Annotated in this window: 23 protein-coding genes; 13 read left to right on the plus strand and 10 right to left on the minus strand. The window is 39.8% G+C overall.

Annotation, left to right across the window (positions count from 1 at the left end; translation table 11 throughout):
• Positions 1-937: 937 nt before the first annotated feature.
• Both AC1RJ8_RS06665 and AC1RJ8_RS06670 read right to left on the minus strand, forming a co-directional pair.
• Entirely contained in the window at positions 938-1,678 is a 741-nt protein-coding gene (locus AC1RJ8_RS06665; protein WP_492953053.1) for a tyrosine-type recombinase/integrase, read from the minus strand.
• 565 nt (positions 1,679-2,243) lie between these two features.
• Positions 2,244-2,519 carry a helix-turn-helix transcriptional regulator gene (locus AC1RJ8_RS06670; protein WP_492953052.1) on the minus strand — a complete coding sequence of 92 codons (276 nt, stop codon included), beginning with the start codon at positions 2,517-2,519 and terminating at the stop codon, positions 2,244-2,246.
• A gap of 296 nt (positions 2,520-2,815) precedes the next feature.
• On the opposite strand from AC1RJ8_RS06670, the gene AC1RJ8_RS06675 reads away from it, so the two are divergent.
• From AC1RJ8_RS06675 to AC1RJ8_RS06690, 4 genes are all read left to right on the plus strand, one after another.
• Positions 2,816-3,940 carry a hypothetical protein gene (locus AC1RJ8_RS06675; RefSeq protein WP_492953051.1) on the plus strand — a complete coding sequence of 375 codons (1,125 nt, stop codon included), beginning with the start codon at positions 2,816-2,818 and terminating at the stop codon, positions 3,938-3,940.
• A gap of 195 nt (positions 3,941-4,135) precedes the next feature.
• Complete coding sequence (locus tag AC1RJ8_RS06680) at positions 4,136-4,720, plus strand: cyclic nucleotide-binding domain-containing protein (protein WP_492953050.1); 585 nt, start codon at positions 4,136-4,138, stop codon at positions 4,718-4,720.
• Positions 4,721-4,832: 112 nt separating this feature from the next.
• The gene (locus AC1RJ8_RS06685; RefSeq protein ID WP_492953049.1) at positions 4,833-5,261 is read left to right on the plus strand and encodes a MauE/DoxX family redox-associated membrane protein; all 429 of its coding nucleotides are present in this window, start codon (positions 4,833-4,835) and stop codon (positions 5,259-5,261) included.
• A gap of 119 nt (positions 5,262-5,380) precedes the next feature.
• Positions 5,381-5,758, plus strand: coding sequence for a hypothetical protein (locus AC1RJ8_RS06690; RefSeq protein ID WP_492953048.1), 378 nt, complete (start codon positions 5,381-5,383; stop codon positions 5,756-5,758).
• 59 nt (positions 5,759-5,817) lie between these two features.
• Here AC1RJ8_RS06690 and AC1RJ8_RS06695 read toward each other — a convergent pair whose 3' ends face one another.
• From AC1RJ8_RS06695 to AC1RJ8_RS06705, 3 genes are read right to left on the minus strand one after another with little or no spacing between them, the layout of a single operon-like run.
• A complete protein-coding gene (locus AC1RJ8_RS06695) occupies positions 5,818-7,185 on the minus strand; it encodes a RagB/SusD family nutrient uptake outer membrane protein (RefSeq protein WP_492953047.1) in 1,368 nt (455 codons plus the stop codon).
• Between the two features lie 17 nt (positions 7,186-7,202).
• Positions 7,203-10,457: a SusC/RagA family TonB-linked outer membrane protein gene (locus tag AC1RJ8_RS06700; protein WP_492953046.1), complete on the minus strand. Its 3,255-nt coding sequence runs from the start codon at positions 10,455-10,457 to the stop codon at positions 7,203-7,205.
• 13 nt (positions 10,458-10,470) lie between these two features.
• On the minus strand, positions 10,471-11,046 hold the full coding sequence (locus AC1RJ8_RS06705; RefSeq protein ID WP_492953045.1) for a TlpA family protein disulfide reductase: 576 nt from the start codon (positions 11,044-11,046) through the stop codon (positions 10,471-10,473).
• 624 nt (positions 11,047-11,670) lie between these two features.
• Between AC1RJ8_RS06705 and AC1RJ8_RS06710 the strand changes: the two genes are divergently transcribed.
• Complete coding sequence (locus AC1RJ8_RS06710) at positions 11,671-11,934, plus strand: helix-turn-helix domain-containing protein (RefSeq protein WP_492953044.1); 264 nt, start codon at positions 11,671-11,673, stop codon at positions 11,932-11,934.
• A gap of 104 nt (positions 11,935-12,038) precedes the next feature.
• Positions 12,039-12,767: a LytR/AlgR family response regulator transcription factor gene (locus AC1RJ8_RS06715; RefSeq protein WP_492953043.1), complete on the plus strand. Its 729-nt coding sequence runs from the start codon at positions 12,039-12,041 to the stop codon at positions 12,765-12,767.
• 13 nt (positions 12,768-12,780) lie between these two features.
• Here the strand turns inward: AC1RJ8_RS06715 and AC1RJ8_RS06720 are convergent, their stop codons facing one another.
• The gene (locus AC1RJ8_RS06720; RefSeq protein WP_230145082.1) at positions 12,781-12,924 is read right to left on the minus strand and encodes a hypothetical protein; all 144 of its coding nucleotides are present in this window, start codon (positions 12,922-12,924) and stop codon (positions 12,781-12,783) included.
• A 30-nt stretch (positions 12,925-12,954) separates the two neighbouring features.
• Here AC1RJ8_RS06720 and AC1RJ8_RS06725 point away from each other — a divergent pair, with 30 nt between their 5' ends.
• From AC1RJ8_RS06725 to AC1RJ8_RS06735, 3 genes are all read left to right on the plus strand, one after another.
• Positions 12,955-14,091: a sensor histidine kinase gene (locus tag AC1RJ8_RS06725; RefSeq protein WP_492953042.1), complete on the plus strand. Its 1,137-nt coding sequence runs from the start codon at positions 12,955-12,957 to the stop codon at positions 14,089-14,091.
• 62 nt (positions 14,092-14,153) lie between these two features.
• Positions 14,154-14,726 carry a hypothetical protein gene (locus AC1RJ8_RS06730; protein ID WP_492953041.1) on the plus strand — a complete coding sequence of 191 codons (573 nt, stop codon included), beginning with the start codon at positions 14,154-14,156 and terminating at the stop codon, positions 14,724-14,726.
• 379 nt (positions 14,727-15,105) lie between these two features.
• Complete coding sequence (locus AC1RJ8_RS06735; protein WP_492953040.1) at positions 15,106-15,414, plus strand: hypothetical protein; 309 nt, start codon at positions 15,106-15,108, stop codon at positions 15,412-15,414.
• A gap of 294 nt (positions 15,415-15,708) precedes the next feature.
• On the opposite strand, the gene AC1RJ8_RS06740 is transcribed toward AC1RJ8_RS06735, so the two are convergent.
• From AC1RJ8_RS06740 to AC1RJ8_RS06750, 3 genes are all read right to left on the minus strand, one after another.
• On the minus strand, positions 15,709-15,933 hold the full coding sequence (locus AC1RJ8_RS06740) for a hypothetical protein (protein ID WP_492953039.1): 225 nt from the start codon (positions 15,931-15,933) through the stop codon (positions 15,709-15,711).
• Positions 15,934-15,975: 42 nt separating this feature from the next.
• Positions 15,976-17,061 carry a DUF932 domain-containing protein gene (locus AC1RJ8_RS06745; RefSeq protein ID WP_492953038.1) on the minus strand — a complete coding sequence of 362 codons (1,086 nt, stop codon included), beginning with the start codon at positions 17,059-17,061 and terminating at the stop codon, positions 15,976-15,978.
• 105 nt (positions 17,062-17,166) lie between these two features.
• The gene (locus tag AC1RJ8_RS06750) at positions 17,167-17,547 is read right to left on the minus strand and encodes a single-stranded DNA-binding protein (protein ID WP_492953037.1); all 381 of its coding nucleotides are present in this window, start codon (positions 17,545-17,547) and stop codon (positions 17,167-17,169) included.
• Between the two features lie 405 nt (positions 17,548-17,952).
• Between AC1RJ8_RS06750 and AC1RJ8_RS06755 the strand changes: the two genes are divergently transcribed.
• The 4 genes from AC1RJ8_RS06755 to AC1RJ8_RS06770 all read left to right on the plus strand — a co-directional run bounded on the left by AC1RJ8_RS06755 (position 17,953) and on the right by AC1RJ8_RS06770 (position 22,364).
• On the plus strand, positions 17,953-19,890 hold the full coding sequence (locus AC1RJ8_RS06755) for a tetratricopeptide repeat protein (protein ID WP_493008036.1): 1,938 nt from the start codon (positions 17,953-17,955) through the stop codon (positions 19,888-19,890).
• 138 nt (positions 19,891-20,028) lie between these two features.
• Entirely contained in the window at positions 20,029-20,937 is a 909-nt protein-coding gene (locus tag AC1RJ8_RS06760) for a hypothetical protein (RefSeq protein ID WP_492953035.1), read from the plus strand.
• Between the two features lie 115 nt (positions 20,938-21,052).
• On the plus strand, positions 21,053-21,568 hold the full coding sequence (locus tag AC1RJ8_RS06765; RefSeq protein ID WP_492953034.1) for an endonuclease V: 516 nt from the start codon (positions 21,053-21,055) through the stop codon (positions 21,566-21,568).
• A 316-nt stretch (positions 21,569-21,884) separates the two neighbouring features.
• Positions 21,885-22,364, plus strand: a complete 480-nt coding sequence (locus AC1RJ8_RS06770) for a hypothetical protein (protein ID WP_492953033.1) — start codon at positions 21,885-21,887, stop codon at positions 22,362-22,364.
• 369 nt (positions 22,365-22,733) lie between these two features.
• Here the strand turns inward: AC1RJ8_RS06770 and AC1RJ8_RS06775 are convergent, their stop codons facing one another.
• Positions 22,734-26,432, minus strand: a complete 3,699-nt coding sequence (locus tag AC1RJ8_RS06775; protein ID WP_492953032.1) for a YobI family P-loop NTPase — start codon at positions 26,430-26,432, stop codon at positions 22,734-22,736.
• Positions 26,433-26,694: the final 262 nt, after the last annotated feature.

Below are 26,694 nucleotides of genomic sequence, written 5' to 3' on the forward strand. Positions count from 1 at the left end.
CAGAAGTTTTAGTTGATAAATGGCACGGTTAGCTATGCCGTTAAATTTCATGCACGGAACTTAACGAAGTTGAGCATTTTACTCATGCTTTTAACTTCAAATTTTACCAACTAATAACCAAATTTTGACTACGAATTTTATAAAAATGAAAAAAGGAATTTATGATCTTATCATTTGGGTGTGGGCTACCATTGCCTTTAACCCATATTAGGGTTGGCCCTAGGTGATTTTGGAAGAGGTATTTGGAAGCTGGCCATTGTTTAACATTCCCGTTATTATTTGGCAAGTATTTCCTTCAATCTTTGCGTTACCCTATTATCATACAGACTATGCCTAAAAGATATTCCTGCTCGCCCAGCGGCGCATACCGCTTGACCAATCTGATACAGTTGTAGATCCATTGGAAGATTCTATTTCTCCAGCCTCTGAAAACAAAATTGATCAACTTTCCATTTTCGAAAAGAATGGTCAAGATGGATGAAAAAATATTAGAAACCACAATAAATAGGTCAAATAAAACCGCATTCAAAACCTTTCAAGGTTACTGAACAGCATAGAAAAAGGTGAGATTTCTACAGAACTCGTTATTATGCACGTATTTGAAAGGGGCATAGAACTCGAAAAAAACTTGACAGCTTTAGCACGAAATTCACTCATCTAGCAGATATTGCCAGGAAAATAACAGAAATACATGCACTGCATTTTCCCAACAGTTCTTTTCAGAAAAAAGAAGACAGCCTAAAGGCCAAATATCTTGCCCAGATCTTATCGGATATCCCACGGAAACGCAAAAGATCAAGGTACACTGGATCTTTGGGATGACCTTATCTGTTTTCACGAATTTTAAGAGATCTTTAAGGTATGTTTCCGTCTCCGCAAGAATTCCGTGCCTATTGGCCGAACAAATTTCTGCCAGGGTCCAGCCCGCCTTAAATTTTTAAACATTGGAAAGATGCTTGAACGAATAAAGTGTATAGTTATTATTTAAAAGATTTGTCTCTTCCAGGCATTTCTGAAATCTATTATAGGGCGTATTTTCTCCAATCCTTTCCGGTCCGACAATCGAAGTAGTAGAACCAAGCAGATAATAATCATCCGGATAAGTCGCGATCTTTAGTGGCTTTAGCTCCTTCAACAAACTAGGGTCAATATGTACGGGCAGTGACTTTTTATTCTTAGCGACTGATGCCGGAACCGTAATTACATTTCTTTTTAGATCGATATACTTCAATTGCAGGTAACGGAGCTCCTTAGGCCTGATACAGGTATAGTAAATCATGCGAACGAATAAAAGACAATACTGATCGTGTTTTTTTAACCAAGTCGTAATCTTTTTGAAGTCCTCATCAGAAAATATCTGGTGCGATTCGGTCTTGATTTTAGTTCTGGTCTCCGTATCGGTAACTGGATTAACAGGAATATATTTGTTAACCTTTAGATACCTGAAATAGTTGTTGAGAATGATTCTAGCACTGTTATAGGTCACACCAACCCATTTCTCATTTCTTTCCATTGTATTGAGAAAATCTGTAATCTCATAATCTGTGATATCGGTTACTTTTTTATCCTCGCCGTAATAACTGATGAACTGGTTAACCTTGGAAAGGTAAGATCTGCGGGATTTCTCCCTGGTACCCTTTGTTATATGGTATTGTTCAAACAGTATTTTAGCCTGCAACAGGTTTATCGAACTGATCTGTTTTTTGAGTCCGCATTGGATCTTTCATCAAGCGGATTCCAGCCATCTTCCAATGCCACCGTATAAGCTTCGCACAACCTTGTAAAATGCTTAAGCTTTTCGTTTGGATCTTTTATCCGGTTAAGGTTCTTAGTCGGCCTGAACCTTTCCATCTGACCAGTCTGTGGGTTGTGAAAAAAAAATCGACATACCAGCTCTGGAGGGCTTCTTCTTTAGCCCAGGTGCTACCTTTAGGAACAGATTCAATCTTATTTCCCTTAAACAATCTTGGAATGGTATAGGGCAAGTCCGGAATTTCCATAGAATTCAAAGTTCTATTTCATGGTGGAATTCTATCGGAGATTGGATTTCTAAAACCATCAAATAACTTATCTCTAGTTGTTTGATGGTTTTTTGTGGAGAATGCCATATTAATTGACCTCTCTTTTTTCTGTGGCTGAGTTTTGGCTGAGCAGACGCCATTTAATTCAATAAAACACTGAACATCAGTATTTTTACGAGTACCTATAAAGAATATCGGAATCTCCATTGTTAACATTGCTTATCAGATCCTCCCCCTTCGTTTACTTTCGAAAAACTCCTCTTTCAGCTCACTCTTATAAAACCTGTCCCCACCTGGTAGCTTACTTGGCTTCAAGATCCCCTTTCTTACCTTTCTCTTATAAGTGCTTTCACTTATCCCAAGATACTCCATCACCTCAAGCCGGGTCAGTATCTGATCCTCCGGCAGTTTTAATTGGCCATAGGACTTAGAATATATCAGTTGCATAAGTTCATAAATTTTGAGCAAAACGTCCAGGATAGCATTAAGTTTGTCCATAGTGATTTCCGTTAAATCAGATAGAAAAATCTGGTTTTGATACAATAAACAGTTGATGCAAAAAGACTAATCTATGATCAATGTGTCAAGTTGCAACATGGTGGTAAAAATTACCACCCCATTTTTACAGGCAATATGAGGCAGTCTATTTAAACATTAAAAAACCTTACCTAATAAATTTATCACGGCAATAGCGCTATTCATCCTCTCAGGATAACTGCTGGTGTAGTTTATTTCCCGAAAAACATTACCTCAACTAAATTTAGGAGAAACTTAACGCCTCCTAAATTTTCAAAATGGATTTTCAACTGGATTATTTTAGACAGATTATCTATCTCATCAACAACAACCTTGGTTTGAATGATGATGATTTGACGAGTCAGACAGCCATCGAGGAAGAAACTCAAAGAATAATTAAAAAGATAGATACCTACCAACCACATGACATTTCCAACTTTCCCGATTTTATCCATTTTCTGCTCGGAACCCTAACACGGACCGCAAAGGAAATAGAGGATATTCTTTCATTCAGGGAGGACCTGACCGACGATCTGAAAAAGCTACTTGAATTAATGTTAAACGGAATAGAAACCATCATCCGACACATACACACTTATTTCAGCGACCAGTTTGACTACAACACCCTTTTGACCAAAAAGACAATTTCAGACCATGTGAAACAACTTGATATAACAACCGAAGAATATCTTTCGTTGTTAAAAAAATCCAATATAGACCAGGAGCTTATCGAAATATTGTTAGATGCATTATATTTAAGGTTGGCAGATCCACCACGCTTTCGGCATTTAGCATTCAGCGACAAGCTACTTGATTATCTGCACAAGAACATAAAAAAGCATATACCAAAGGAGACACTGATAAATAACCTGATTTCCTGGGAATTTAACCATCCCAGGTTCTTCGAATATTACGTACACGGTATAAACGGAAAACTTAAGGATTCTATTACCATTTCAGAACATTTCAGGGAACTGATCTTTCTGAAAAAGCAGATCTCCCAGGTACCAAGCGAGAACACTATTTCCTATAACCCTTATCTACCCCAAATAAACTGTTCACTGCTGCAGGTGCTCGAATCTGAACTGGACTTTATGAAACAACTTGATTTCCTTAACTCAGAGCTGATGAATTCAGGGATACTTGATGCTAAGTACAAAGTCTCGCTTTCGGTAAAGCAGCTGGCCTACCTTATATTTCTAGCTGTAGAAGTGGGTATCATAACTGAGCGCAAGGCCAAAAGGGTACATGAATACATCATTTCACACGTCAGTACAACAGAAACGGAAAGAATTTCAGAGAAAAGTTTCAGTAACGGCTACTACGTTCCAAGTGCTGTTGATATCGGCGTTGTAAGCGATAAGTTGGCTGAGATGCTTGCCAAAGCCCAAAACCAATTTTAATCTTTTCATGAGTATAGGATACCCACGCAATAACCAGTGAATCTACCGGTTTAGAAACTGTGTCATGCAAATAAATGAATCACAAAGGGAGTAAAAAATCAAAAAAAATTAAGTTCATTTTTCTGGGGTGGTGTGAGGTGGTAGAAAATACCACTTGACCAAGCACCGAAATCCTTTTTATTTGGATTTAAAAACATGGATTACGAATCATTTTACGCAAAACTTAACGGATACCATCCATTGAGCAGCCCCTTAAGGGCTTATTTAAAAGTTGTTTTAAGGGAGATCTTTTTAACGGCCAATAACCCGATTGATACATCACACTGGAAGGACTACCCACTGATATTCATCAGTAAAGGGACACTTAAAACAAAACTGGACAGTAAGGTTGAACCAGGAAGATCCCTACTGCTTTTCCATTTTGAAGGCATGATGCTGCCACAGTTCCTCGAGAGGAACCAGGAAGACTTCCAGTTAAAGACAACCGCCATCGGTGAAGCTACATTGATAGCGATCCCCTCGGACCACCTCCACAACCTTTACAAACTGTTCCCAGAATTCCACAAAGTGATCGAAGGAATCACCCTAAATAATTTCACAGAACTTTTTCACCTGGCATTCGACATCAAAAATGTAAAATCAGATGACCGCTTGGCCACATTGTTAGAACTCCATCCAAATATATTTCAGCTGGCCCCATCCATAGATATAGCCGATTCAATTGGCATGCATGCCCATACACTTAGTACACTGAAGAATAAATACTTCAAAAATAAATAGCCCTCAGTTCTGCCCCAGGATCTAAAATCTAAATCCCGATATGCATTTGTTCCTAAGCAGGAACCTTAAAACAGCCTGGGTATGCTCAATTTTGATCGGTAATCAGAAAAAAATGAAAGAACCTATTATAAAATTTGCTTCAGGCCTGCTTATAATCCTCTGGACCTATACCGGAGGTTCAAAATTATTGAACTTCATTTCATTTGAACACCAGCTCACACTGCAAAATTTTTCGCCCCTTTTAACCAGTATCTTAAAATATACAATTCCCATCTTGGAGGTTTTTACCGCGGTTTTGCTTTGTGTCAAAATAACCTTTAGGATTGGTTTAGTTCTATCCCTGATAATAATAGGCAGTTTTACGGTTTATACCCTGTTGGTCCTTACAGGATATTACCCAAAAATACCCTGCAGCTGTGGGGGCATCATCAAAGCTTTAAGCTGGAGAAACCATCTGATCTTCAACCTATTCTTCTTTGCCCTCAACATAACAGCGCTCAGTTTATCGATAATTAAAGAAAGGAGGCCTCGGCAGGTATAATTATCCGGGACGCTCGGGGAAGTAAAGTACCTGACCCAGACCGAAAGGTCCAGCAATAATCAATCACTTAAATTAAAGTGGCACCGCCACAATACCTAAATGTCAAAAACAACTTTAACATGAAAAATTTAAAAAAAATCTCGTCAGGCTTTTTAGCCTTAGTTTTCGGAATCACATTGGTGGTTACCCAATCTGCATTCAAAACCCCTACCTCTGCCAAAAGTGGTAAACGTATCCCGGTAACGGTATATTATCACGGCCCGGATTTCAGTCAGGCCAATGTGACCACTGAAAGCAACTGGAACACAACCCCGAATACAGGCGGATGTGACAGCGAACCTGAAGTTGCCTGTTCTGTAACTATTGATTCTGACTACCTATCAGGCAGTACTTTGAGGACAGAAGCCGACTTACAGGCCCTTGAGTCAACTTCAAGCAGATACTATATTTCTGGCTCCGACGACCCATCAGCTGTTTATGTAAATAAAACCTTTTAACCAGCTATTAACAAGGTCAGGGCCATCCGGCCCTGCCTTGCCATTAACTAAACCTAAATTCAATTCTGTGGGATACCGGTTTCCGCTATGATATCATCCGGTAATGGAAGCGCATAAAAAGGCGCATTCGGTAAAAGCTCAGATACCGCTCCATTGACCGACCTCCTCAAGATGATCCCTGCACCTATTTTGTTCAGCCGCTTGATATCGGACCACCTGATATTCCTCATCAAAAGCTCCTTCCGCCGTTCAGCGCGGATCCTGGCAAGTGCATCTTCTACATTAGATGCAGCAACAGGAACATAGGCAACCGTATTCTTCCACCTTGATCTTAACAACAGGTTAAGATCATCCATCGCCCCGCTCAGATTTCCGGCAACCGCCCTTCCCTCAGCCCGCGTGAGGTATAGTTCATCAGTGGCAAAACCACTAAAAAAACCGGTAGCGCTGGAACTGTAGCTGCCCTTGAACTGTTGATAAAGCCCGTTGGCACGGAAAAACGCCCTTTTACGGAGATCATTAGCGGAATACGAGGCATATAACGCCGTATCGATCTTAGCCCTGGTTGTATTCAACAATCCAAAACCAGCATACATTTCAGTATAAAATATCGTTTCCCTGTTGAACCTTCTAAAAGGGATATTCTGATCTAAACCGATAATATCCGGATCCCCATTATAATCCATTAAGCCTCCTTTTATTTTCAGGCATTCATCAGCGTACATCGCAGCATGTTCATAGTCATTCATGCAAAGATAAACTCTTGAAAGAAGCGCAAGAGCTGCTGCCTTGGACGGTCGCAACGGATTCAAAGGCGTCTCCGGGAGCAGAGAAAGAGATTCTTTTGTATCGACGATAACCCTGTTCAGGCAGTCCTGAACGCTGGACCGAACCGATCTGACATTAAAATCAGAAACGAGCCGAAGCACAATACCCGGATCAGTTGGAGAACCCGCCACATCATAGGCAGCCCCAAAATTTACAGTAAGAAAATAGAAATAATAACTTCTGAAAAACAGTGCCGAGCCTTTAACATTGTTCCAGTCTCTCCCGTTTTGCGAAGTCCGTGCAATACCACCCAGGAGGTCCAGACAAAGATTGGCATTGTATATCGGCAGATAAGCTGTCGACCAGTCATTGGCAAACCGATAGGGACTTTTTCTCCATCTATAGATATCCTGCATCCTTTCCGAAATTGCATCATAATTTACTTTTGGCAAAAAGAAATCATCACAGGAATTTTCCCCATAAGATGGTGTCCTGGCCAGGTTCATCAAGGTCGCATCATCAAGTATCCCCTGGAGATCAGCAACGGTGCCAGGAACCACCAGCTTCGCATCAGACTTGACATCCAGGTATTTCTTGCAACCGGCAAATGTTATCATAGTCAACACGGCCATAGATAACAAAACATATATTTTTTTCATATTCATCCATTATTTGGTTAAAACGTACCCCTAACACCCAGTGTGTAAGCCTTAGTAGCCAAAATCTGATTCTGAAAATCCGGATCGGCAACAGATTGGTCAGCCTTCCATAACAGGCCAAGATTGGCAGCATTCAGAAAACACTCCAGGTTACGGAAAGGGAACTTCCACTTTATTGTATTTACCAGCCAGCTGAAATTCACATATTCAAGCCGGATATTATCTGCCCGTATCACATTGGGTTCAGCTACTGAATAAAAAGAGTCCCTGGACGTATTCAGCGGATAGATAAATGCCGGGACCGTAGTCAGCAGTTCATCCCCGGGCTTCTGCCAGCGTAATCCAAAGTCAGCATGCCCGATCCCTGAATTCACCAGCGTAGAATATTCAATGGTCTTTTTCATTGCGTAGTAACCTAACCTATAAGAAATATTAAAAGAAAGGCCAAAAGACTTATACCTGAAGGTATTGACCAGCGAGCCAAAATGCTCCGGTGATGCTGAACCAAAATATTTAAGATTTCCCCCTGTCAGATTCGCCTCGTTCAGCATCGCCGCGTAATCTGTACTCAGCTTACCATTGAGATACCCCTGCGGATTTCCAGAACCATCAAGTCCTCCCCATCTGTAAGCAGAAATCGCATAAAGCGGTTTACCCACTATCGGATTGATCGACGCGCCCGCGCCCAATAAACTCGCCAGTGCGTTTATATTTCTTTCCAGATATTTCACCGTTTTACTTCTGTTGAAATTGTAATAAAGATCCGTACTCCAGTTGAAAGAACCTGCTGATACATTCTTACCGTGCAGCTCAGCATCTATTCCATAACCCTTCATATCGGCAACATTCCTCATCAGCTGGGGAGCACTGCCCCAGGTCGTATAATCGTAATCAGCCAGTCCATAGAGATCCGTTCCCTTTTTCAGAAAGTAAGAAAGCGCACCACTTAACCTTTGCCCCTTTGAAGCAAAATTCAGCGTGAGGTTAAACTGAGAGAGTTTCTCCCACCGCAGATCAGGATTATTGATGCTCCGGATCCTGGCAAATGGAAGTCCTAAAACCGCATTTGTACCATAAATACCAACAGGTAATGCCGTTCTGGTCAGATCCACATTGCCGCTGTAACCAAATGTCCCTGTAATGCGCAGCACAGGCAGCCAGTCAATAGGGTAAAAACCCTCATCTGAAACGGTCCAGCCCAAACCCGCCGACCACAACGGCTTCCAACGGTTATTGGTATTCGCCCCGAAAATATTCGAGCCGTCCCGCCTGATACTGCCCGAGAACGTATACTTGCCCTTATAGGTATAACCGACATTGGCATACATACTAATAAACCTATATTTTAAACTCGACAGCGCATCCCCCGATCCGATCTGCATTGAATTTCCTGTAACAAAATCCTGGAAAACACCCGTATAATCCACATTCCCAAAACTCAGCGGATCTTCCTGATAACCATAAAACATATTGGCATTTGCTCTGGTATCACTCTGCCTAGCTTCAGTTCCGGCAATTACATTTAGGGAATGAACACCAAAGAGTTTATTGAAACTCACCTGCACCCTACCTGTTGCCGAACTCACCTCCTCGTCCGTAGTCCGGAGCATTCCCCCCCGTGGGATATTATATCTCAGCGTGCCCGTAGAAGGAATGATCTGACTGAAAGAATTGACCAGGTTCCGTGCATAAAAACTCTCCGCATCAGAAATATAGGAAACCTTCGAATTCTGGCTCTCGTGCTGATAACTCACATCCAGACTCAGATAATCCAATATTTTGTATTTAAGCAAAAGACTTCCGAATATATCCTGTCTGAAAGAAGTATTATAAACATGCTTATATTCTTCGGTAGGAAAATAATTCCAGTCCAATAACCTTCCCCCGCCCAAAGTATCCGTAAAGGACGGCCTGTAAACCTGTGCCCAGCGGAGCGGTTCCCCATTCTCCCCCCGCAGCCTGACATAAGGAGGCTGGCGGTTGGCATAGGCTAGCACCCCGTATTCCGGCGCACCTGAACGTAAACCGGAAGAGTTTATATATAGGTTAGTAGAAAGACTCAACTTTTCATAAAGTTTAAAGTCGTCACTTACCTTCAAGTTATACCGGTGTGACCGTGCAAAATTCTGCTCCCTGACATGATCATAAGCCCCTGAAACCGTATAGGCATGCTTAGGGCTCCCTCCCTTAATATTGACACCATATTGCTGCGTCAATGCGTTGGTATAAAATTCATCAAGGTATTCCCTCCTCAGATCCACTGTTTTTAGCTTCTCCAGCTCCAGGTTAACCTGTTCAGAACTGATCTTCCCTGACCGTTCGGCCAGCAAAAGTTCCACCACAGGTGTCAGCGACTGGTATCCTGTCGCGATCTGGCTATCAAAGAAACCTTTACCGAAAAGCAGCTTTTCTACAGCTATATAATCAGCGGAACTCATCTGTGAAACCTTCGTAAGATCCGGTAGCGCCCTCAGAGTAGCATTTGCAGTGAAACTGATGGTTGCCGCCTGATTGACACGGCCTTTCTTGGAAGTAATCACGATCACACCGTTGCCCGCTCTGGCGCCCCATATGGAAGCAGCAGAAGCATCCTTTAAAATTGATATATTTTCAATATCAAACGGATTTATATTGGCAATATCTCCATCATAAATAAACCCATCCAGCACAATCAGCGGATCCAAGGGGCCATTGATTGTACCCAGCCCCCTGACCGAAATACCCGTCTTATTCTGCGGGTTACCGTTTGCTTTGCCCACATTCAGCAGCACACCCGAAGACTGCCCAATAATCCGTTCAAGGATATTCGTCCCCGTCCGCGCATTAAGCCGCTTTTCATCCACCACTGAAACCGTACCGTTTATTTCATTTGGCCGCACCTTCTGATAACCTGTATTGATCTCAACCTGCCCCAGATCCTTAATATCCGGCACCAGCCTGATTTTTACGGGCTGATCGGCATCCGAGAGATTTCTGATGATCCGCGTCGTGGTAAAATAGCCAAAGGCCGATATCGTAACCGTATCGGGAAACTTTCTGATCGGAATTGAAAAATTCCCCAGCGAATCGGCTGATGTACTGATACTGGATTTCGCCCTTATAAAAATCTGCACCCTACTGAGGTCCGGAGCAAACACATTCCCCTTAAGCACAGCGAGATTGACCTTAGGCCTGCTACCTCCAACCTGGGCCAATGCGCCGGAAACCTGCAGAAAAAACATCAGCAAAAAAGCACCTAAAGAAATAGCGGACCTCCACAAATATTTGTTCATCAATCCCATCATCTTAAAACTCCTTAACCGGTATAACAAGATCCAGACCGGCGATAAGCCTGGCAATATTCTCATCCGTTACCGCCCTGGCATTGGTCATCGCCTTCAAACGCCTGTCCGCCCCGATCCAAACCACATGGGGATAAAGCTTATGAGGGAAAAGAATCTGCGTAAAAGTCCTTTCGGAAATTACCGGCAAGCGGACCTCCTCACCATCCGCTATCCTCTTTTCCAGAAACAGTGCGATATTTTCCACAGAATCAACATTTGAGTCATTGACCAACAGCACCTGTAGATTCTTACCATACTTCTCCTGATATTTTTCCATCTTTGGAAAACCCTTGATGCAACTACTACACCAGGTCCCCCAGAAATCCAGGATCAAAGCTTTACCTTTTAGCGAAGACAAAGTGAACGGCTTTCTATCACCATTCACCAGATTTTGAAACAGAAAGTCCGGAACCTTTTCCCCCACCTTCAATGGGATTTTACCGTAAGGACTATCAATTGCTTGTTTTTTGCTTTGCGTATATCCCTTAAAAAAAAGGCATAGCACAGCCATTCCGATAAAAATTATCGATTTTTTCATAATTGTTCAGTTAGTTGATTAATAGGAAAACCAGATCTAAAAGCAATTTTAGATCTAATAGAAATGCCTACAGATGGTTTAAGAACCAATACCCAAACCATAATAAAATTTAAGCGTTGCCACCTGCAGGCAGAAGCAACATCATTCAGGATTTTTTGGTTTCAATGCATACATCCGATCGAACGGGCATGAACATAGGGAAGAAATTTGGGACCATAAAAAAATAAGGATACCTGGGCCATAGCAAGATAATCCACACCTAAAGTATTGGTCAGTCACTCGAAAAAATGGATTACTTTTTTTCATACCCGTATTGGTTATACGAGTCTTGATGGAATGTGCTCAATAAATGTGAGAACTACAAACCGTGGTGCAATAAAGTTTCTGACGCCTTACGTGACACGGAATTACAGCAGTTCCCACATCTATTTCGAAACACAAATATATTATATTTCTACATATAGATATGGGCATTAATCTGCTGTCCTACGTCACGGCGTCAGAAATTGCGACCGCAAGACTCTTATTAATACCTATTTAATACACTCCAAATATAACTAAAAAATCCAAAAACCCTACTATAGTAGGGCAAACAATTTTTTCATTATTCTTTACTTAGTTTCAATGGGCAAAGCATCTGAAATTGAGCAGTTTGTAATTGATAAAGTGAGGGAGATCAGGCTTTTAAAAAATGTTAGCCAGAAGCAACTGTCGATTTTAATGGGCTTAAATGGAAAATTTGTCGGGAACGTTGAAAGTACAAAAACTCCTGACAAGTATAACCTAAACCATCTAAACAAGATCGCAGAAATCTTTGAATGTTCAATCAAAGATTTTTTTCCAGAAAAGCCAATATCTGGAGAAATCGAAAGGACATATCCGAAGTAAATTCTGCTAATTAATCAAAAAACCGTAATATCCTTATTATTCACATTTAACAATAAATAAGAAAATGAAATAAATCAAGTACACATCAAACCAACCTTAAGCTTATGAAAAATAAGATAAGATGCGTGATCATCGACGATGAGAAACACGCCATTGCGCTACTCAAAACCTACATCGGTTCAATGCCCAATCTTGAACTGTTCAAAACCTTCAACAATCCACTCGAAGCCCTTTCGGGCATCACCGCTGAAGACGAGATTGACATCATCTTCCTGGACATTGAAATGCCACATCTTTCAGGCATAGAACTCGCGAAGGAACTCAGGCCAAAGGCCAGGTCCATTATCTTTACCAGTGCTTATAACAGATCGCTTGAGGCCTTTGAGGTCAGGGCTAACCATTATCTGCTTAAACCAATTAACCTCGCTAAATTTACCCAAACGGTCATGGGTATAATCGATAACGAACTTTCCAAAACCGACGGACAGGGAAAAAACATTAAATTTTTTAAGACCGGTGAAAAGGGGAAACTTTCCAGGATCCATAAACAGGATATCCTTTATTTTGAAAGTGCAAAAAATTATGTCAGTATGGTTACTGCTGAAAAAAAGGAGCTGGTATACCTGACATTGAAAGAAGTAGAAAAGATTTTCAATAAAGACCTATTTTACCGGGTACACCGTTCCCATGTAATCAACGCGAAAAAAATCCAGAAGATAGTGGGCAACACGATCAACCTTGGACAGGGATATCAGGTACAGATGGGAGGCACTTATAAAAGTAACCTTTTGAAGTTTTTAGAAGAAAAGACTTTGTTAACCGGCCGGATTTAACAGATCTTAAAATTTAACGGTCTACATTGATATGTGTCCCGGTAACGGTAATGGTGAGACTGGTCACGGTTGGATCAGTACTCTGGAGATTTCGGTCTCCTGCCGTGCGGAAGATAAAAACTGTTTTTTTCTTCAGCCTTTTCTGCTGGTGTTTCATAGTTTATTTCCTGAAACTAGGGGCAGAAAAATGCCAGAAAAAAGTTATTACACCGGGGATAATTCAGGGGTGACCAATACGATTATAGCCGTGATGAACAAAATTCTAAATTTTATAAAAAAGCAAAAGATCCACCTGATCGGATGGACAGTCTTCATCCTATGTGAGATATTTATTGTCGGCTTTTCCACTGGCCTGTTCGGTGATACTGAAAGCTATATTATCCATTACATCATAAATATTTTGCTCTTTTATTTCTGTGCACATTGGGCATATCCCATAATATTCAGAACTAACTTTCACTGGATATGGAAACTTCCACTAATCGGGGGCTTCACTTTTTTATGTTATCTACTTATAAATTATATTGTAGATACCAGGATTCTAAAGCACCAGTCCTGGAAGACTGTTCAAGAACTCGAGATGGGCCATAAATATGTTCTTGGTGTGTTATATCGGGCCGCGATGTTTATGGGAAATGCAGCCTTTTACCATCTGTTTCTTGTCCACCTAAAAGAAGTCAAGATCAGAGAGGCTGCTGAAAGAGCCAGTTTTCAGATCCAGCTTACCAAAAGGGATATGGAAGCAAAACTCGAACAGTCTAGAAACTCCTACCTAAAGGCACAGATCAATCCCCACCTACTCTTCAATACACTCAGCTTTATCTATCAGGACATATTGGCCAGCTCCCCAAAAGCAGCTGAAGCAGTAATGACCTTATCCGACCTCATGCGTTATAGTATAGATTGTGAGTTTACAGAGTCTACTATCCCCCTGAAAGAAGAGATAACCCAAGTAAAAAGCCTCATCTTGCTTCACAGTACACGGTTTGAGGAGAAACTTAGCCTTACCTTTGAAACCGGAGACGGCATAGAAAATATAAAGTTCATTCCCCTTGTACTGGTAACACTTGCCGAGAACATATTTAAACACGGAATCTTTCTTGATCCCCAACATCCTGCCAAGCTAGTAATTAGCTACTGCGGTGAATTCCTTAGCATACAATCACGAAACCTGCCGAATAGAAAAAGCAGGGCAACCAGCATGCACAAGGGATTGGAAAACATACGCCAAAGATTGGAGATAGCATATGGAAGCGACGCAAAAATGCGCTATGGGATTAGGGAGCAATACTTTGAAATTGAAATCAAAGTGAGGATCGATTGATGGCCAATTAACAAAACCAACCATTTTCAGCCTTATAAAACTGTATCAAAATCTATCATTATATGAAAATACTAACCGCAAAAATTATCGTTATAGTTGGCTTGTTTAGTTCCCTATCATCCCGGGGGCAGCTTCCACAGACCAAAAGTGTCAATGGCCTGCTAATGACCGTTGAAAGCAATCTACTCCATGTACCGCCCAAAGACAAATATATAAAGGTGGCAGACAGCCTTGATAAAAACCTCATCAGGAATCCTGATGATACAACCAGTCTTTTCTATCGCGCTCTAATCTATTATACGCATAACCAGATGTTGGCAGAACCCTATCAACATACAAAAGGTACTTTAGAAAACCTGACCAAGGCAAAAGAGCAGATAGAAAAAGTAATAAAAACAGGCATGAAAGACTTCAGGGCAAAACAGCTCAGGGCCCAGATTTATAGTGAACTCTGCTTCCGTTTTACGAACGATGAATCCTGGATGTTCAGCAAGGCACAGATGATATCCAGAAAAAAGTTGTTTGATAACTACAAAGTTATGGCAAACGGCTATATCGATGAACTGGCCATGCAGGACAAAAATAACGCCTATCAGTATACAAAAAGGAAAATAAGTTATACTTATAAACTTTAAAGAACGCCTATCTGAAGTAATTTGCTCTATCTTACAGAAGGCCCGTATACGAAAAAATTATTTCTTACATTAAAACCGTTTAACCCTTTTTTGCGTATAATTGTTTCGTAAGGGGTGAGAGCCTTACATCAACTTTCAGTTGAGAGCGTTAATTTAGATGGGGGTAATCATTAATTTGATTATCCTTTTTTGTTTTCAAAACGAGACTTATCATTAAAAGAAAATCTCAAGCTTGCCTTTCTTATAACCAGGCTTATCCCACTCTCCGACTATAAAGTAAAATATTCCAGATTTCTCCTGAAAACACTAGCATCTCCATTCCCTTACCGCAGTTGAAGCAAGATTTTTAAGTTTCCGGTTTTTTATTTATTTTGTTTAGATGGAAATAAATGAGTCAAGCGAATTTGTTAAAGCAAGAGCATTGCTCCTAGCCGAATATTTCAGTCAGCGCGGATGGCTAGTAACCGCAGGAAAAAACAACTGCATACTGATTTATGTACAAAATGAAGAGATATACAATTTTACGGAAGACCAATTGATGGAGATAATATGTGAATCAGACTGGCATATACCGGGAACAGGCTTAAAGACCAGCCCGGTTACCTACATGTTTTACCACCGGGGCGAATTTTACAAAAAATTCGAGGTACTTTCCAGTAGTGAATATGACATCTACGATAATGATTGAATAGTAGGTAACTCAATGAAAAGCTGACAAATCCAGTGAAACCAAATATTTATAGGCTGTGTTGACAATTTAGAAACATCCTAATAGCGGCAGTCAGTTTTGACCGGGCAATGGTGCATGGAAAACCGCTGCCGAAAAAACGGGCGGGCGAAGCCCGCCGCCGGACAGTTTTTGAAAACCTTACATCGGTATCTTCTATGAACAAAAACTGTCACGGCTCAGAAAAAACCACAGTTTTCCATGATACCAACCCGCAACCTCTGCCATAGGAATGATGCTCACCAAAATTTATTCTTATCGTTTTATCCCCTTTATTTTTCTAAGTGCTATGCTTTTGCTTCTATATAAAATCTCATACCCATTGTTCCCGATCACATCTTTAATAATGTGCTCTGCATGGCGGATGCGAACGGCATCCCCTGCCGATATGCCCATATCTGATAAATTATCGAAATGTGGCAAGGTCTGTGCAATTTCCAGTAAAGCACTATAATCTGTATTTTCCTTTAGCCTGCTCATGATCTTAAGTTTTATGGGAGCGGTGCTGCCGCTCCCGATGAATTAATTTAACTGAAAGGCCAAATTGCCATTTTTGCCAAGGTCTAAACAAAGGTCAAATGCTGACTGTCCCCTTTGCTTAGCTGTTCCCTCAATAATGGATTTAAATTTGGCTTCGCTATCCTTAAACTTTCGGGCATTCTGATAGTAGCCCGTTACGGCATTGTATGCCCCGAAAAGTGTTCCTTTGGCAGTATCGATCAACTGCGAGGGTGCGCTCAAGGCATAGGTATAAACTTCATCTACGATATTCTTATATACGCTTGAAGCTTCATCGATCAGTCCCTTTTGCAGCTTGTCCAGAACCTCCCTATTTGGAGCCATTGCCGTCTGCACCAGCTTTTTTAGTTCAGCATCGGTAATGCGTACCCTTGACCAATGGTTAAAAATGGATTCCATTTCGTCCCCGATCCTACCCGAAATGCCCATCAGGGTATGCGCCTGTTTAAGCCTGTCGTTAGCCCCCGAAGAATGACGGATACGGACAACATTAGAAGAATTTTTCAATGCAGCATTAAGCGTATTGTTACATACAATACGCACAGGTGTAAAAGCCGCGGTAATGCTTCCAAAACCATCATGGGAAGTGGTTAAAAACAGATACTGTTCGATAAGGTCATCCTTTCCCACCTTGATATATGAGGGCAGTTTAGCGGTAATAAAAATACGTTCTCCCTTACCCAATGCACCTGCAGTTTCGTAAAGGATACCTTCGCCACCTCCGACGATACTATCAAAAAAAGCAAACGCCTCTGTATTCTGCACCACTTTATAGTCTTTGCCCACTACCCCGAGGACTTCCTCGGTATCCGTCCTAACCGTCGAATAAAAGTTCGGCACTAAAATATCGGGCAAAAACCCGTCATACATTTCATCCTCATCAGGGCTTTTAAAAGTTGCAAGATTATGCGAGTCCACGGTAAACAAAGGCCGTTTCTCCACTGTATAATCAAGCCCTGCAAATTTCAAGGCTTCGGCAGAATTGGGATACGATTCCACTATGGTACCCAGTCCATGCCATGCTTTTTCCTTTACCGAAAAAAAACTGTGTTTATCTGTTCTGCTGTTATAATTTAAGTAATGTGACATATTGAAAAATTTTTAATTAAAATTTGATTAATCGAGAGCGCTAACCGTAGCTGAAATAATGAGCTTTTAAAAAGGGAATGTCTCCGCCAAAAGCCTTAGCATTGTCTAGCTCCGTTTCTTCCTCCTTTGCGTCCCTTCACCTCTATTTCTACCCGTTGGCACAGCTGCCTTCCCACTACTTCCCGTCGAACCTAACAGCTTAACTTCTGAGGTATGAAAGGTCAGCGATGCCTTAGCCTCACCGTCACTATTGATGTATGCATTGGCACCCACCCTGCCGTAAAGCTGAACCCATCCCCCCTTTTTAAGGTATTCTGCGATACCTGTGTTCAACCAGTATGAACACTCAAAAAATGTAGTAATCTTCTTTTGTTCCCCGCCACTGCGGTAACTGTCATTGATAGCAATTGAAAAGTTTACCACTTTCCGTTCTCCGCTCAACGTCTTTACCGTTGCATCTCCTGTTAATCTTCCTGTAATTTCCATGATCAAAAATTTTAAGTTTTACATTGTTTTTGTTTCCTTTCCCCTTTTCCCAAAAAATCTTTTCAAAAGAAAAAACGGAAAAAAAGAAAGTCCGGAAAAACGGGGGCATAGAGAACGAAGAGCTATAAGTCCCGGAGGGTGTTCTGGCGCAGCGAGAACATTATGCGCTCGCAGAGAAAGGAGCGCCCGAAATTCACGACCTTTTTATCCGTTTCGATTGAAAAGTTGATGCTGGAGATGACCGAAGCAGATCTGCAAGGGCACAATCAGCTTGCCGTGTATAGTCTAATTTAATAGTGGCTTAGTAGCGCTCCAAATTAAGCTAATTAATTTGCTAGCTTAATAGGATTTCAGGTGCTTAAACCCCCTTGATAATGATTATCTTCGTGCATCTAATAAAAAGTTATGCCCTTAATTAAATCAAAAAAAAACAGGACAAAAGTTCTAAGTTTATCAACACTACCTTCACTCCTACTAACCTTCCTATTGATTTTACCTTTAGTCACTTTATCTAAGCCTGATGACAATATCAAGGTCTTACAGAATAAAATCGAGAGGTTAGAAAAAGAACATGCCATTCAGAAAAACCAGATGGAAAACACCGTTCTTCTCTATCAAAGTACAAACGACAGGCTCAACAATTACTTAAGTTATACCGCCAACATAGCGACAATCTTCGGGATCCTAATTGCGCTTGCAGGGATATACATCGGTTTTGAGAGTCTAAAATCGCAGAAACGAAATAATCAAGCTATCCGAACACTGGAAGAAGCCAAAGCCTATGTAGAAGGGAAAAAAAATGAATTCGACACTCTTCTCTCCTCAAAGAAGACCGCACTTGAAGACGACTATAAAAAAATTATCGATTTGGTTCGGGATCGGTTACTCACAGACATCGAAGTCGAAACAAGTAAGATCAAACGAATTGCAGAACTCAAAACAGAAGAAATCAGCAGTATGTCGATGCCTGAAAGCCAGGAAAAAACGTTAAGTTTATTAGAAAAACGATTGGAGTTCTTTGAAAACATCGGGATACCAGACGACCCAGAAATCCTATTCTCAAAAGCAAAAATTCTTGTTGAGAAAAAAATGTATGCTGAAGCCAATGAACTCTTGGAAAAAGTTGTCGCAAAAGTACCAGAACATAAATTAGCGTATTTTCATCTCGGCTATAACTACGGACAGATAAATAATTCTGACAAATCCATAGAAAATTATCATAAACACCTTTCCATAGATCCAAAAGCTTCAGGTGCACACAACAATCTCGCCCTTCAGTACAAAGATAAAGGGAAACTGCTGGAAGCGCTGGAGCACTTAGAGAAAGCCATAGTGGAAAGTCCAGATAACGAGCTCTACATTAACAACAAAATTACGGTACTTTTAAAACTGGACAGTATTAACAAAGTAATAGAAGCTTATAAGAAACTCATCAGCATTAAGCCAGGTTCGAACTACTATAATTTATTACTAAAATATCTGATTCAGGAAAACAGGCAAAGCGAGGTTATCGCCTATTTTGACGAGGCAATAGAAGTTTTCAGTGACAATGCCGAGTTTTCCAACCAATATGAGTTCCGTAAAGCGACATTTATCGGTGAAAAGGGAAAAAAAGATGAAGCAATCAATATTTATCAATCTCTAATCAGTGAAGGCTACCGTGTTGAAGCCTGTTACATCAATATCGCAGAACTAAAAAATGATCTCGGTGACAGAAACTCTGCTATAGAAATCCTCGACAATGGCATATCAAGTAATCCCCTATCATCATTATTATATATCAACAAAGCATTCGTTCAGCTCCCAGATGGTCAGAATATTGCAAAAAACATTTTGGTAGAAGGAGGCGAGAAAATAAATAATGAGAACTACTATCAAACTGCAGGCAGATTTTTCAACCTGAAAAACGAATTTGAAATAGCAAGATTTTGCTATGAGAACGCCGTGAAGATATCAGAAAGTAGACTTTCCAGTCAAGGCGAACCCGAAGAAGGAAATCTATTAAACCTTTATGAGGCTAAAATCATATTGGGTGAAAATACTAACGATTTTAATCAGTATTACCGGGGACAAATTAAAAGTGAAAAATATAAAACTATACTTTCAACTCTAGACATCTTCCTATCAATAAGCACTGAATTCACCGAAGCAAAGAAGTTGGAAGCAATCAAAAAACTTAAAGAGCTAAACATTGAAGCAAAAGAAGAAAAAGAAACCGGTTGGGATTTCACAGATATGAGGTTACATGTCGAAAAAAACTGCAGTGCTGATAGCGCTGGCTTTGTCGACAAAATGATAAAGTATATTGATAGGGAAATCACATTTGAATCACTTGAGCTTTAATTGTTCTATAAGCCATTCTGGGGTTTACAATTTTGCAATGTTTTTTCTTCTTTGTCCAAGAAAACCTAACTTACAGTCATAAATAGTCGTTTCGGATATTTATGCTTTTGTATATTTTTTAAATAATCAAAATAATTAATGCTCAACTCAAACTCGCTTTCCAGTCACAAGGTATTTCACCTACCATTTAGTCTTTACCTGATGATCTGCTTATTGGTTCCTTTTATTTTTGGATGTAAACAAAGTGATGAGGGTCAAATCAAGGAGGTTTGCAGAAGTTTTATCAGCGGTAGGATTGCATTGAGAGATGGAGATTCGTTGGTACTAAAATCTGTTACAGAAGACTCCTTGTTTAGATTACTAATGCTTAATGAACAGTATATAAAAGTCGTGGATGCTCCAACCATGAGGCCAAATCTGGACATCTATCCAACAAAAGTTACTATTGAAGGAAATCAGGCCACATGCAAGATGAGCGGAGATGAATTTTATTATATAAACCTGTTGAAGAAGAATGATCGCTGGATTGTTAAAGGAGAAAATGATATATATGCAAGCCCGGATAAGATTGCCGCTGTTAAAGAGAAAATACGAAAGTATCAACTATTTCTTGTAGATAAACCTGCAAAAGACTCTGTTCTTCGGGTTGTAAACTTTTTTTTCCCCGGAGTACAAAGCGGTTTTAAAGATAATAATTTTAAATATCTGGAGTCGCTGTGCGATCGTTCTACAATAAGTTTTATCCAAAAGTTTTTTGACTACGCTAGACAGAGAACTGGAACACCCATACTGATCTCTGAAATCAATAGTAACAATTCTATTGTTGGCAATGTTTCTTTTAAAGGTAATGAGGCAAGCTTTAAGTTCTACGAGGAAGAAATTACTATAGAGCTGAAGAAGGTTGAAGATGATTATATCATTACAGGGTTTAATCATATGGCCTCAAAAGATATTAGCCGGCCAATTATGGAAAAAAAATATCTGGATCTACTCAGATCAATGAAATTTATAAGTCAAAAGGAGTTTCGCAGTCAGGATATCAAATGATTTTCCAGATTTTATACGATGCCCACAAAAAAACAAATATTATCACTGCCGGATAACGATGGGTGGACAGAGCAGATTGTTAAAAGGTAAGCCGCGGATTAAGTTTAGATCCTAAATGAAGTTAATTATAGATGTATCCTATAAAGGAGCACAAGCAAAAGTAGTAGGTGGTTTCTTCGAAACCTGGACCGATAGCTCGCTACTGCAAATCAGTTCAAAAATTGTAGATAATGTAGCCGAGTATGTGTCTGGGGAATTTTATAAAAGGGAGCTGCCCTGCATACTGGAATTTCTGGAGGATATCGATCTGCAAGAAATAGATTTGATCATCATAGACGGTTTTATATATCTAGATGATGGTGGAAAAAAGGGCTTAGGTGCCTATCTTTATGAGTCCATGGCCATGGCAATTCCTATAATCGGTGTGGCTAAATCAAAATTCTATAATAACAACAAACTGGTAAAAGAAATATTCAGGGGTCAGAGTAAAAACGGGATATACATCTCTGCAATTGGTATCGATTTAGATACTGCATCCGCTCTGGTCCAAACGATGTCCGGAGATTTCCGCTTACCTGACCTGATTAAAAAAGTTGATACCAAAACAAAAATATGGCCGAATCATTCTTAAAGAAATATCCAGCTGATCAAAGGCTTTTCAAGTCTGAAAACTCAACTTATCAGGGTTGGAATAGCAATTCATGCATTTTTGGGATCCGTCATCATAACAACCCGCTTCCATCTATCGACAAATTGCCCGATAATACACCAGCGTTTATGCTTACTTTGGGGAGGGGAATTTTGAGATCATTGAAAACCTTATAGAAAAAGGTTTACATAAGCATTTGGAACATTTAGCAATCGGTTCTCAGATTTCCAATTATAAGTTTGGGTTTAAAAATTATGCCAGGATATCGGAATTGCTATCAACGGTCGAATTCCCAAAATTGAAAACTTTTGAATATGGTGACGAATTTCTTTTAGCCAATCAAGACATGTATTATCCGAATTTGGGAGATATTACCGGAGCACTTAAAAATATGCCTGCTTTGGAGCATCTGGAATTATTTGGTGTATTTGAGCTTAAGGCTAAGGTAAACTTACAAAAGCTAAAGGAAATTACAATAGGATCCAACTGGGTAACTGATGAGCAACTGGGATTCATCTCGCAAAATACGCTCGATATACTTCTGGCCTCAAACTTTGTAAGCCTGGAGGCGCTGGAACTTGATCTAATCTGCGGTCACTCCTATACCACTGGCGTAAAGCATTTCTACGAATTAAATGAGCGCCTATTATTAAATTTTAGGGCATTGAACAGGCTATATATCTGTGGGCACTTTAAACAGGGCACAGTTGACAGGTTATCAAAATTACTTTTTGGTAAAATACAAAAACTCTCATTAAAAGATATAGAAGAGTCTTAAGCCGGATCATTGATAAATTATCTAACCCTTGAGGGCAATCCCGGGCTTGGTATAGGAAAACAAAGACAACAACAATAAATCAAATAGCATCAGTCAAATCTTCAATCTGCCGATTATTTCAACCTCTTATTGAACCCATGGATATACAATACACCATGGCAACAGTCATAAATATCGGTAAAGCCACACCCATCCCCCCTAAAAAGCAATATAGCAAGTTCATGATCGATCTAGTTTTTATAGAATAACGCAAATAATGATCTGGCGGACATGAATTTAAACAGTTAATCCGAAGACTGAAAGAGATTTAACAAAAATCTATCCAGTGTAAATTTAGAAGACAGCATCTTAAATATCAAATAGTGCCAGTTATCTTGTTTTGTGGTATACCTTTAAAACTCCACGCTTCTCCGAAATACTGGATATATATTTAATCCTTACCAGTTTTTCCAAGAACTGCCTAATAATGGAATGATCAGCAAAACTCGGACGCTTTGTAGCATCGCTGATTTTCGCATATTCACCTCCGAGATTCTCCAGAAAAACATTTATCCGTTCGTGATTGCTTATGCCCTGGATCAGTAATAAGTTGATCCTGTTCAAATGCGAAATCCATTGGCAGTTTAACAGTTCCACTTTTAAAGCATCACTCAGATCAAGTGTGTGATCATCCAGCATCATCTGCCCAAGGCCCACCATAATCTTTTTGTTTGCGACCACTTCCGCCTCATCGCACCTTTTTAATATCCTCATTTTTTCGGGATTGCTCAACAGAACTGAAGGCAGCACAAGTTCTATATCCGGTGCATCAAATTCCAGTTCATCAAGTTTATCCAGCAAACTTTTCTTATAAAGTTCGAGGAGTCTGATATTCTGTCCCGGATGATGTTCTTTCAGTGCATCAAAACTTTTTTTCACCGGTTCAATATCCCTGTTATTGACCAATGATCTTGCTTTTTCGGAAGATATGTTTTCGATTTCCAGATTACTAAACCACCATGGTGAAGATTTGGAAATATGCTCAAAAGCCTCCTCACTAATCCCATTAGTAGTCAGTAATGCCCGGCAAAAAGGAGAAAAGATATCTTTTTCTTCCACTTTCAGTGGCATTTTCACCAAAGACAATGCCTTCGCATTATCCAGTACATTGATAAAATTTATCGATTCTGCCGAAACTGTACTATCCGAAATCTGAAAATCATACAACAGGTTTTCCCAGTTCGGAGCAACCTTATCTTTGGCCAGCAGATATTTCACGATAACGGTATCTTCCAGATCTGAAAGCCTGGTAACCTTTGTCTTGACCTGGTCGATAACCTTAAGCGCATAATCATGCGCCAGATATTCACTCTTTAAAAGTTCGATATAGTACGGTTCTTCTTCAGCATTATTGGAAACAATCTGGAGATAGATATTGGTCACATAATCATCAATATAATCAGTCAGATAAACAATAAGTTGATCACAGCCCGAGGTTTTAACCGCTTTAAAATTGGAAACATCAAAATTCACTTGATCCCAATCTCCAAACATCAATATCAATGAGCTAACCATATGGATGTTGATCTGATAATGATCACCCTCATAGATAAAAGCATTAATATCATCGGAAAATGCAGATAAATCTAAATTGGCGAACTTAAGATCCAGCACTGTAATCAGATCTTTTAATATCTGTTCATCATTTACGCTAGAAAGGGTATCGTTATCATTTTCCAATCTTCTTTCCAGTCCTGAATTAACCGCCAAAGATTTAAACGAGCTAGTATTGACCGATCTGATCATCAAAATAAGCATCTGGTCCTGTTGCACCTCTGTAAAATCTGTTCCGCTCTCCACAAATCCCCAAAAACCCGCCCAATACCTACAGATATAATCCAGGAACAATGCAATTCCCACCCCATCTTTTAAAAATCCTTTAATAAATTTCAAAGAAAGTTCCGAGCCATCTTTCAATACACCAAATATAGCCGTAAGCTCTTTTTCATAAGCATCCTTATTTTCCAATAAAAAATCTACTAGGTTATAATTAAGTATAAAATGGTTCTCAAAGTCGAGTGGATTAATCTGAAGAATAAGCTTATCGATCCTGTTAAGCTTATAATCAAACTCACCAATTGCCCTATTTCTAAGATTAATCTTGAACTGGTAATCTGCACGGGTGATGCTTCCCTCATGGAAAAGTGATATATAGTCCAGGTAATCCTCGGCGATATAACTGTTCCTAAGTGCCATATCCACAAAGGCAATGTTAAGCCCGCATTCTTTTTTGATACCCAGGTCCACCCCATCCAATACCAACTGGGCGATATTGAATTTTCTCACAGCAGCTTTCTCTTTTTCCAGATCCTGTATCTTAACCTTAAGTACATTGATCCTATCCGACTCCAGATCCACCAATTCTTTTTCCCGCACAACATAAGCTTTCTTGGGATTAACTTTTTTTTCAAGATCCGCAAAGGTAATATTCAGATCAGTTGTCGTCAGGGTTTCTCTCCGATTGTAATAATCAATAGTCCGGTTATTATATTTCAGCCGATCCGTTCTGAGATATTCAAAGTTTTTATCTTCCGCGAGCTCCTCAAAGGATATTACATTACCTGCCACAAGAAAGGAGTCTAACCGCGGAAGTCCTTCCAGTGCTTTAAGAACATAAACCGAACGCAGTTCTTTTATATGCCTTGCATAAACATTGCTCAGCAGCTTGATCTCATCCCTTAATACCTCTATCGTTTTTTCCAAAAGATCGGCCTGCTCTCTAATATATATAGCTTTTGAGTTAAGAATTTTGAAAAGTTCGCCCTCGTTATAGCTCAGTTTCACAAAATCGCCCGGATGGATATTCTTATAAACGATTATTGCAAAAAGTTTATCCTGGACCAGATTTTCATTTAGTTTCAGCTTGTACAGGTAGAACTCGTTATTAATATTGTGCAGAAGCCGCATATCATCAATATAATAACCGATATCCTCGATAAAAGTATCGCTAAGACTATAACCAAATATTTTTTTCTTACCCAGGATAATATTGCTCGAATTGGAAGAATTGATGATAGGGATAACTGGGATAATGAAATCAAAAAATTTTGTCCGGTCCTTGTCCGCAAACATTTCATCCCTTACCGCGTAAATGAATACGATTTCTTTACGTTTTGTCTTCCGGGAATTATTGAGTAGCAGATTGATTTCCCGCAGTTTGGTAAATATTTCCGTTTCCTGAAAACGGTCCAGGTCTTCGATCACCACAACATTGTAAGGCCGCACACTAAAAAAATAAAGGATCTCATCGATATGATGGTTAAGGATCGACTTGTTGATGTTATCACCAAGCCCAAACTCCGCATCCTGAATGGTCAGCTTATTAAGCGTAATCGCACTGATCACCCTGATTGACTTAAATATGACCCAGAAAATCCCGGTTATAATAATTGCCCTACTTGCATAAAATAGCACATCACAGCCAAATGCAGAAAAGGGAAAATCTTTGAAAGTCCCCTGTACCATATAAGGAAAGAAAACATCAAGAACAGCTAAAAGGAACAATGAGTAGGCCAGTGCATAAAAAAATAGTTTTTTAGCACTATAACTTTTGATCTTTTTGAACCTTGAATCCGGGATCTTCCGGTCTTCCTCATGATAAAAAATCTGTTGAAGGATACTGACCTCAATCAGCCGGAGCAGCTCAGTCTTATCGGTCTCGATCAAATTACCGTCTGCATCTTTTTTAATCTTCTCCTCTTTAAAGGTTGCTAGAGAAATATTCAGGAATTTAAGGTCATTCCCCAAATACCTTTCTTGAAAGGTCTTGAGGATGCTGCTTTTCCCAGATCCATAAGGTCCAGTTAATGCAATGTTTTTGATATCCTCGCTACTCCGGTTTTTCAATGCCCACAAAAGTGCCTTCCCATAGTTGCCATTTTCATCACCATTGGCAATAGGAGACAACGAGGTATAATCCATTTTGGCATCATCTTTTTCCAATAAGAGATAATGGATTTTTTTTGCTTTTCCCTCTATAAATTTAAACAAGGAGAGCAGGTGTTGCCTGATCCAGATTCTAATCTGCATAACTATCATTAATTTAGATAAAAGTCTGGGAGCACAGACATTAAAATGTAAATATAACAAATTATCCACCGTATCCATTCCCTATAAAACCTTCACATAACACCTACATATGGAATAGTTGATCATTTCAATTGCACACCAAACTTAATACAAACTTTGCTGTGTCTATATTTTTACTTGGTGGTTAGAGAATTTAGATTTTTCCATGCCTAAATGTGATCAATAAAAAAACAAGCCACTTCTTTGTGCTAATTAGCAGGAT

The sequence above is a fragment of the Pedobacter sp. GW822-FHT03F06 genome, assembly GCF_058801365.1.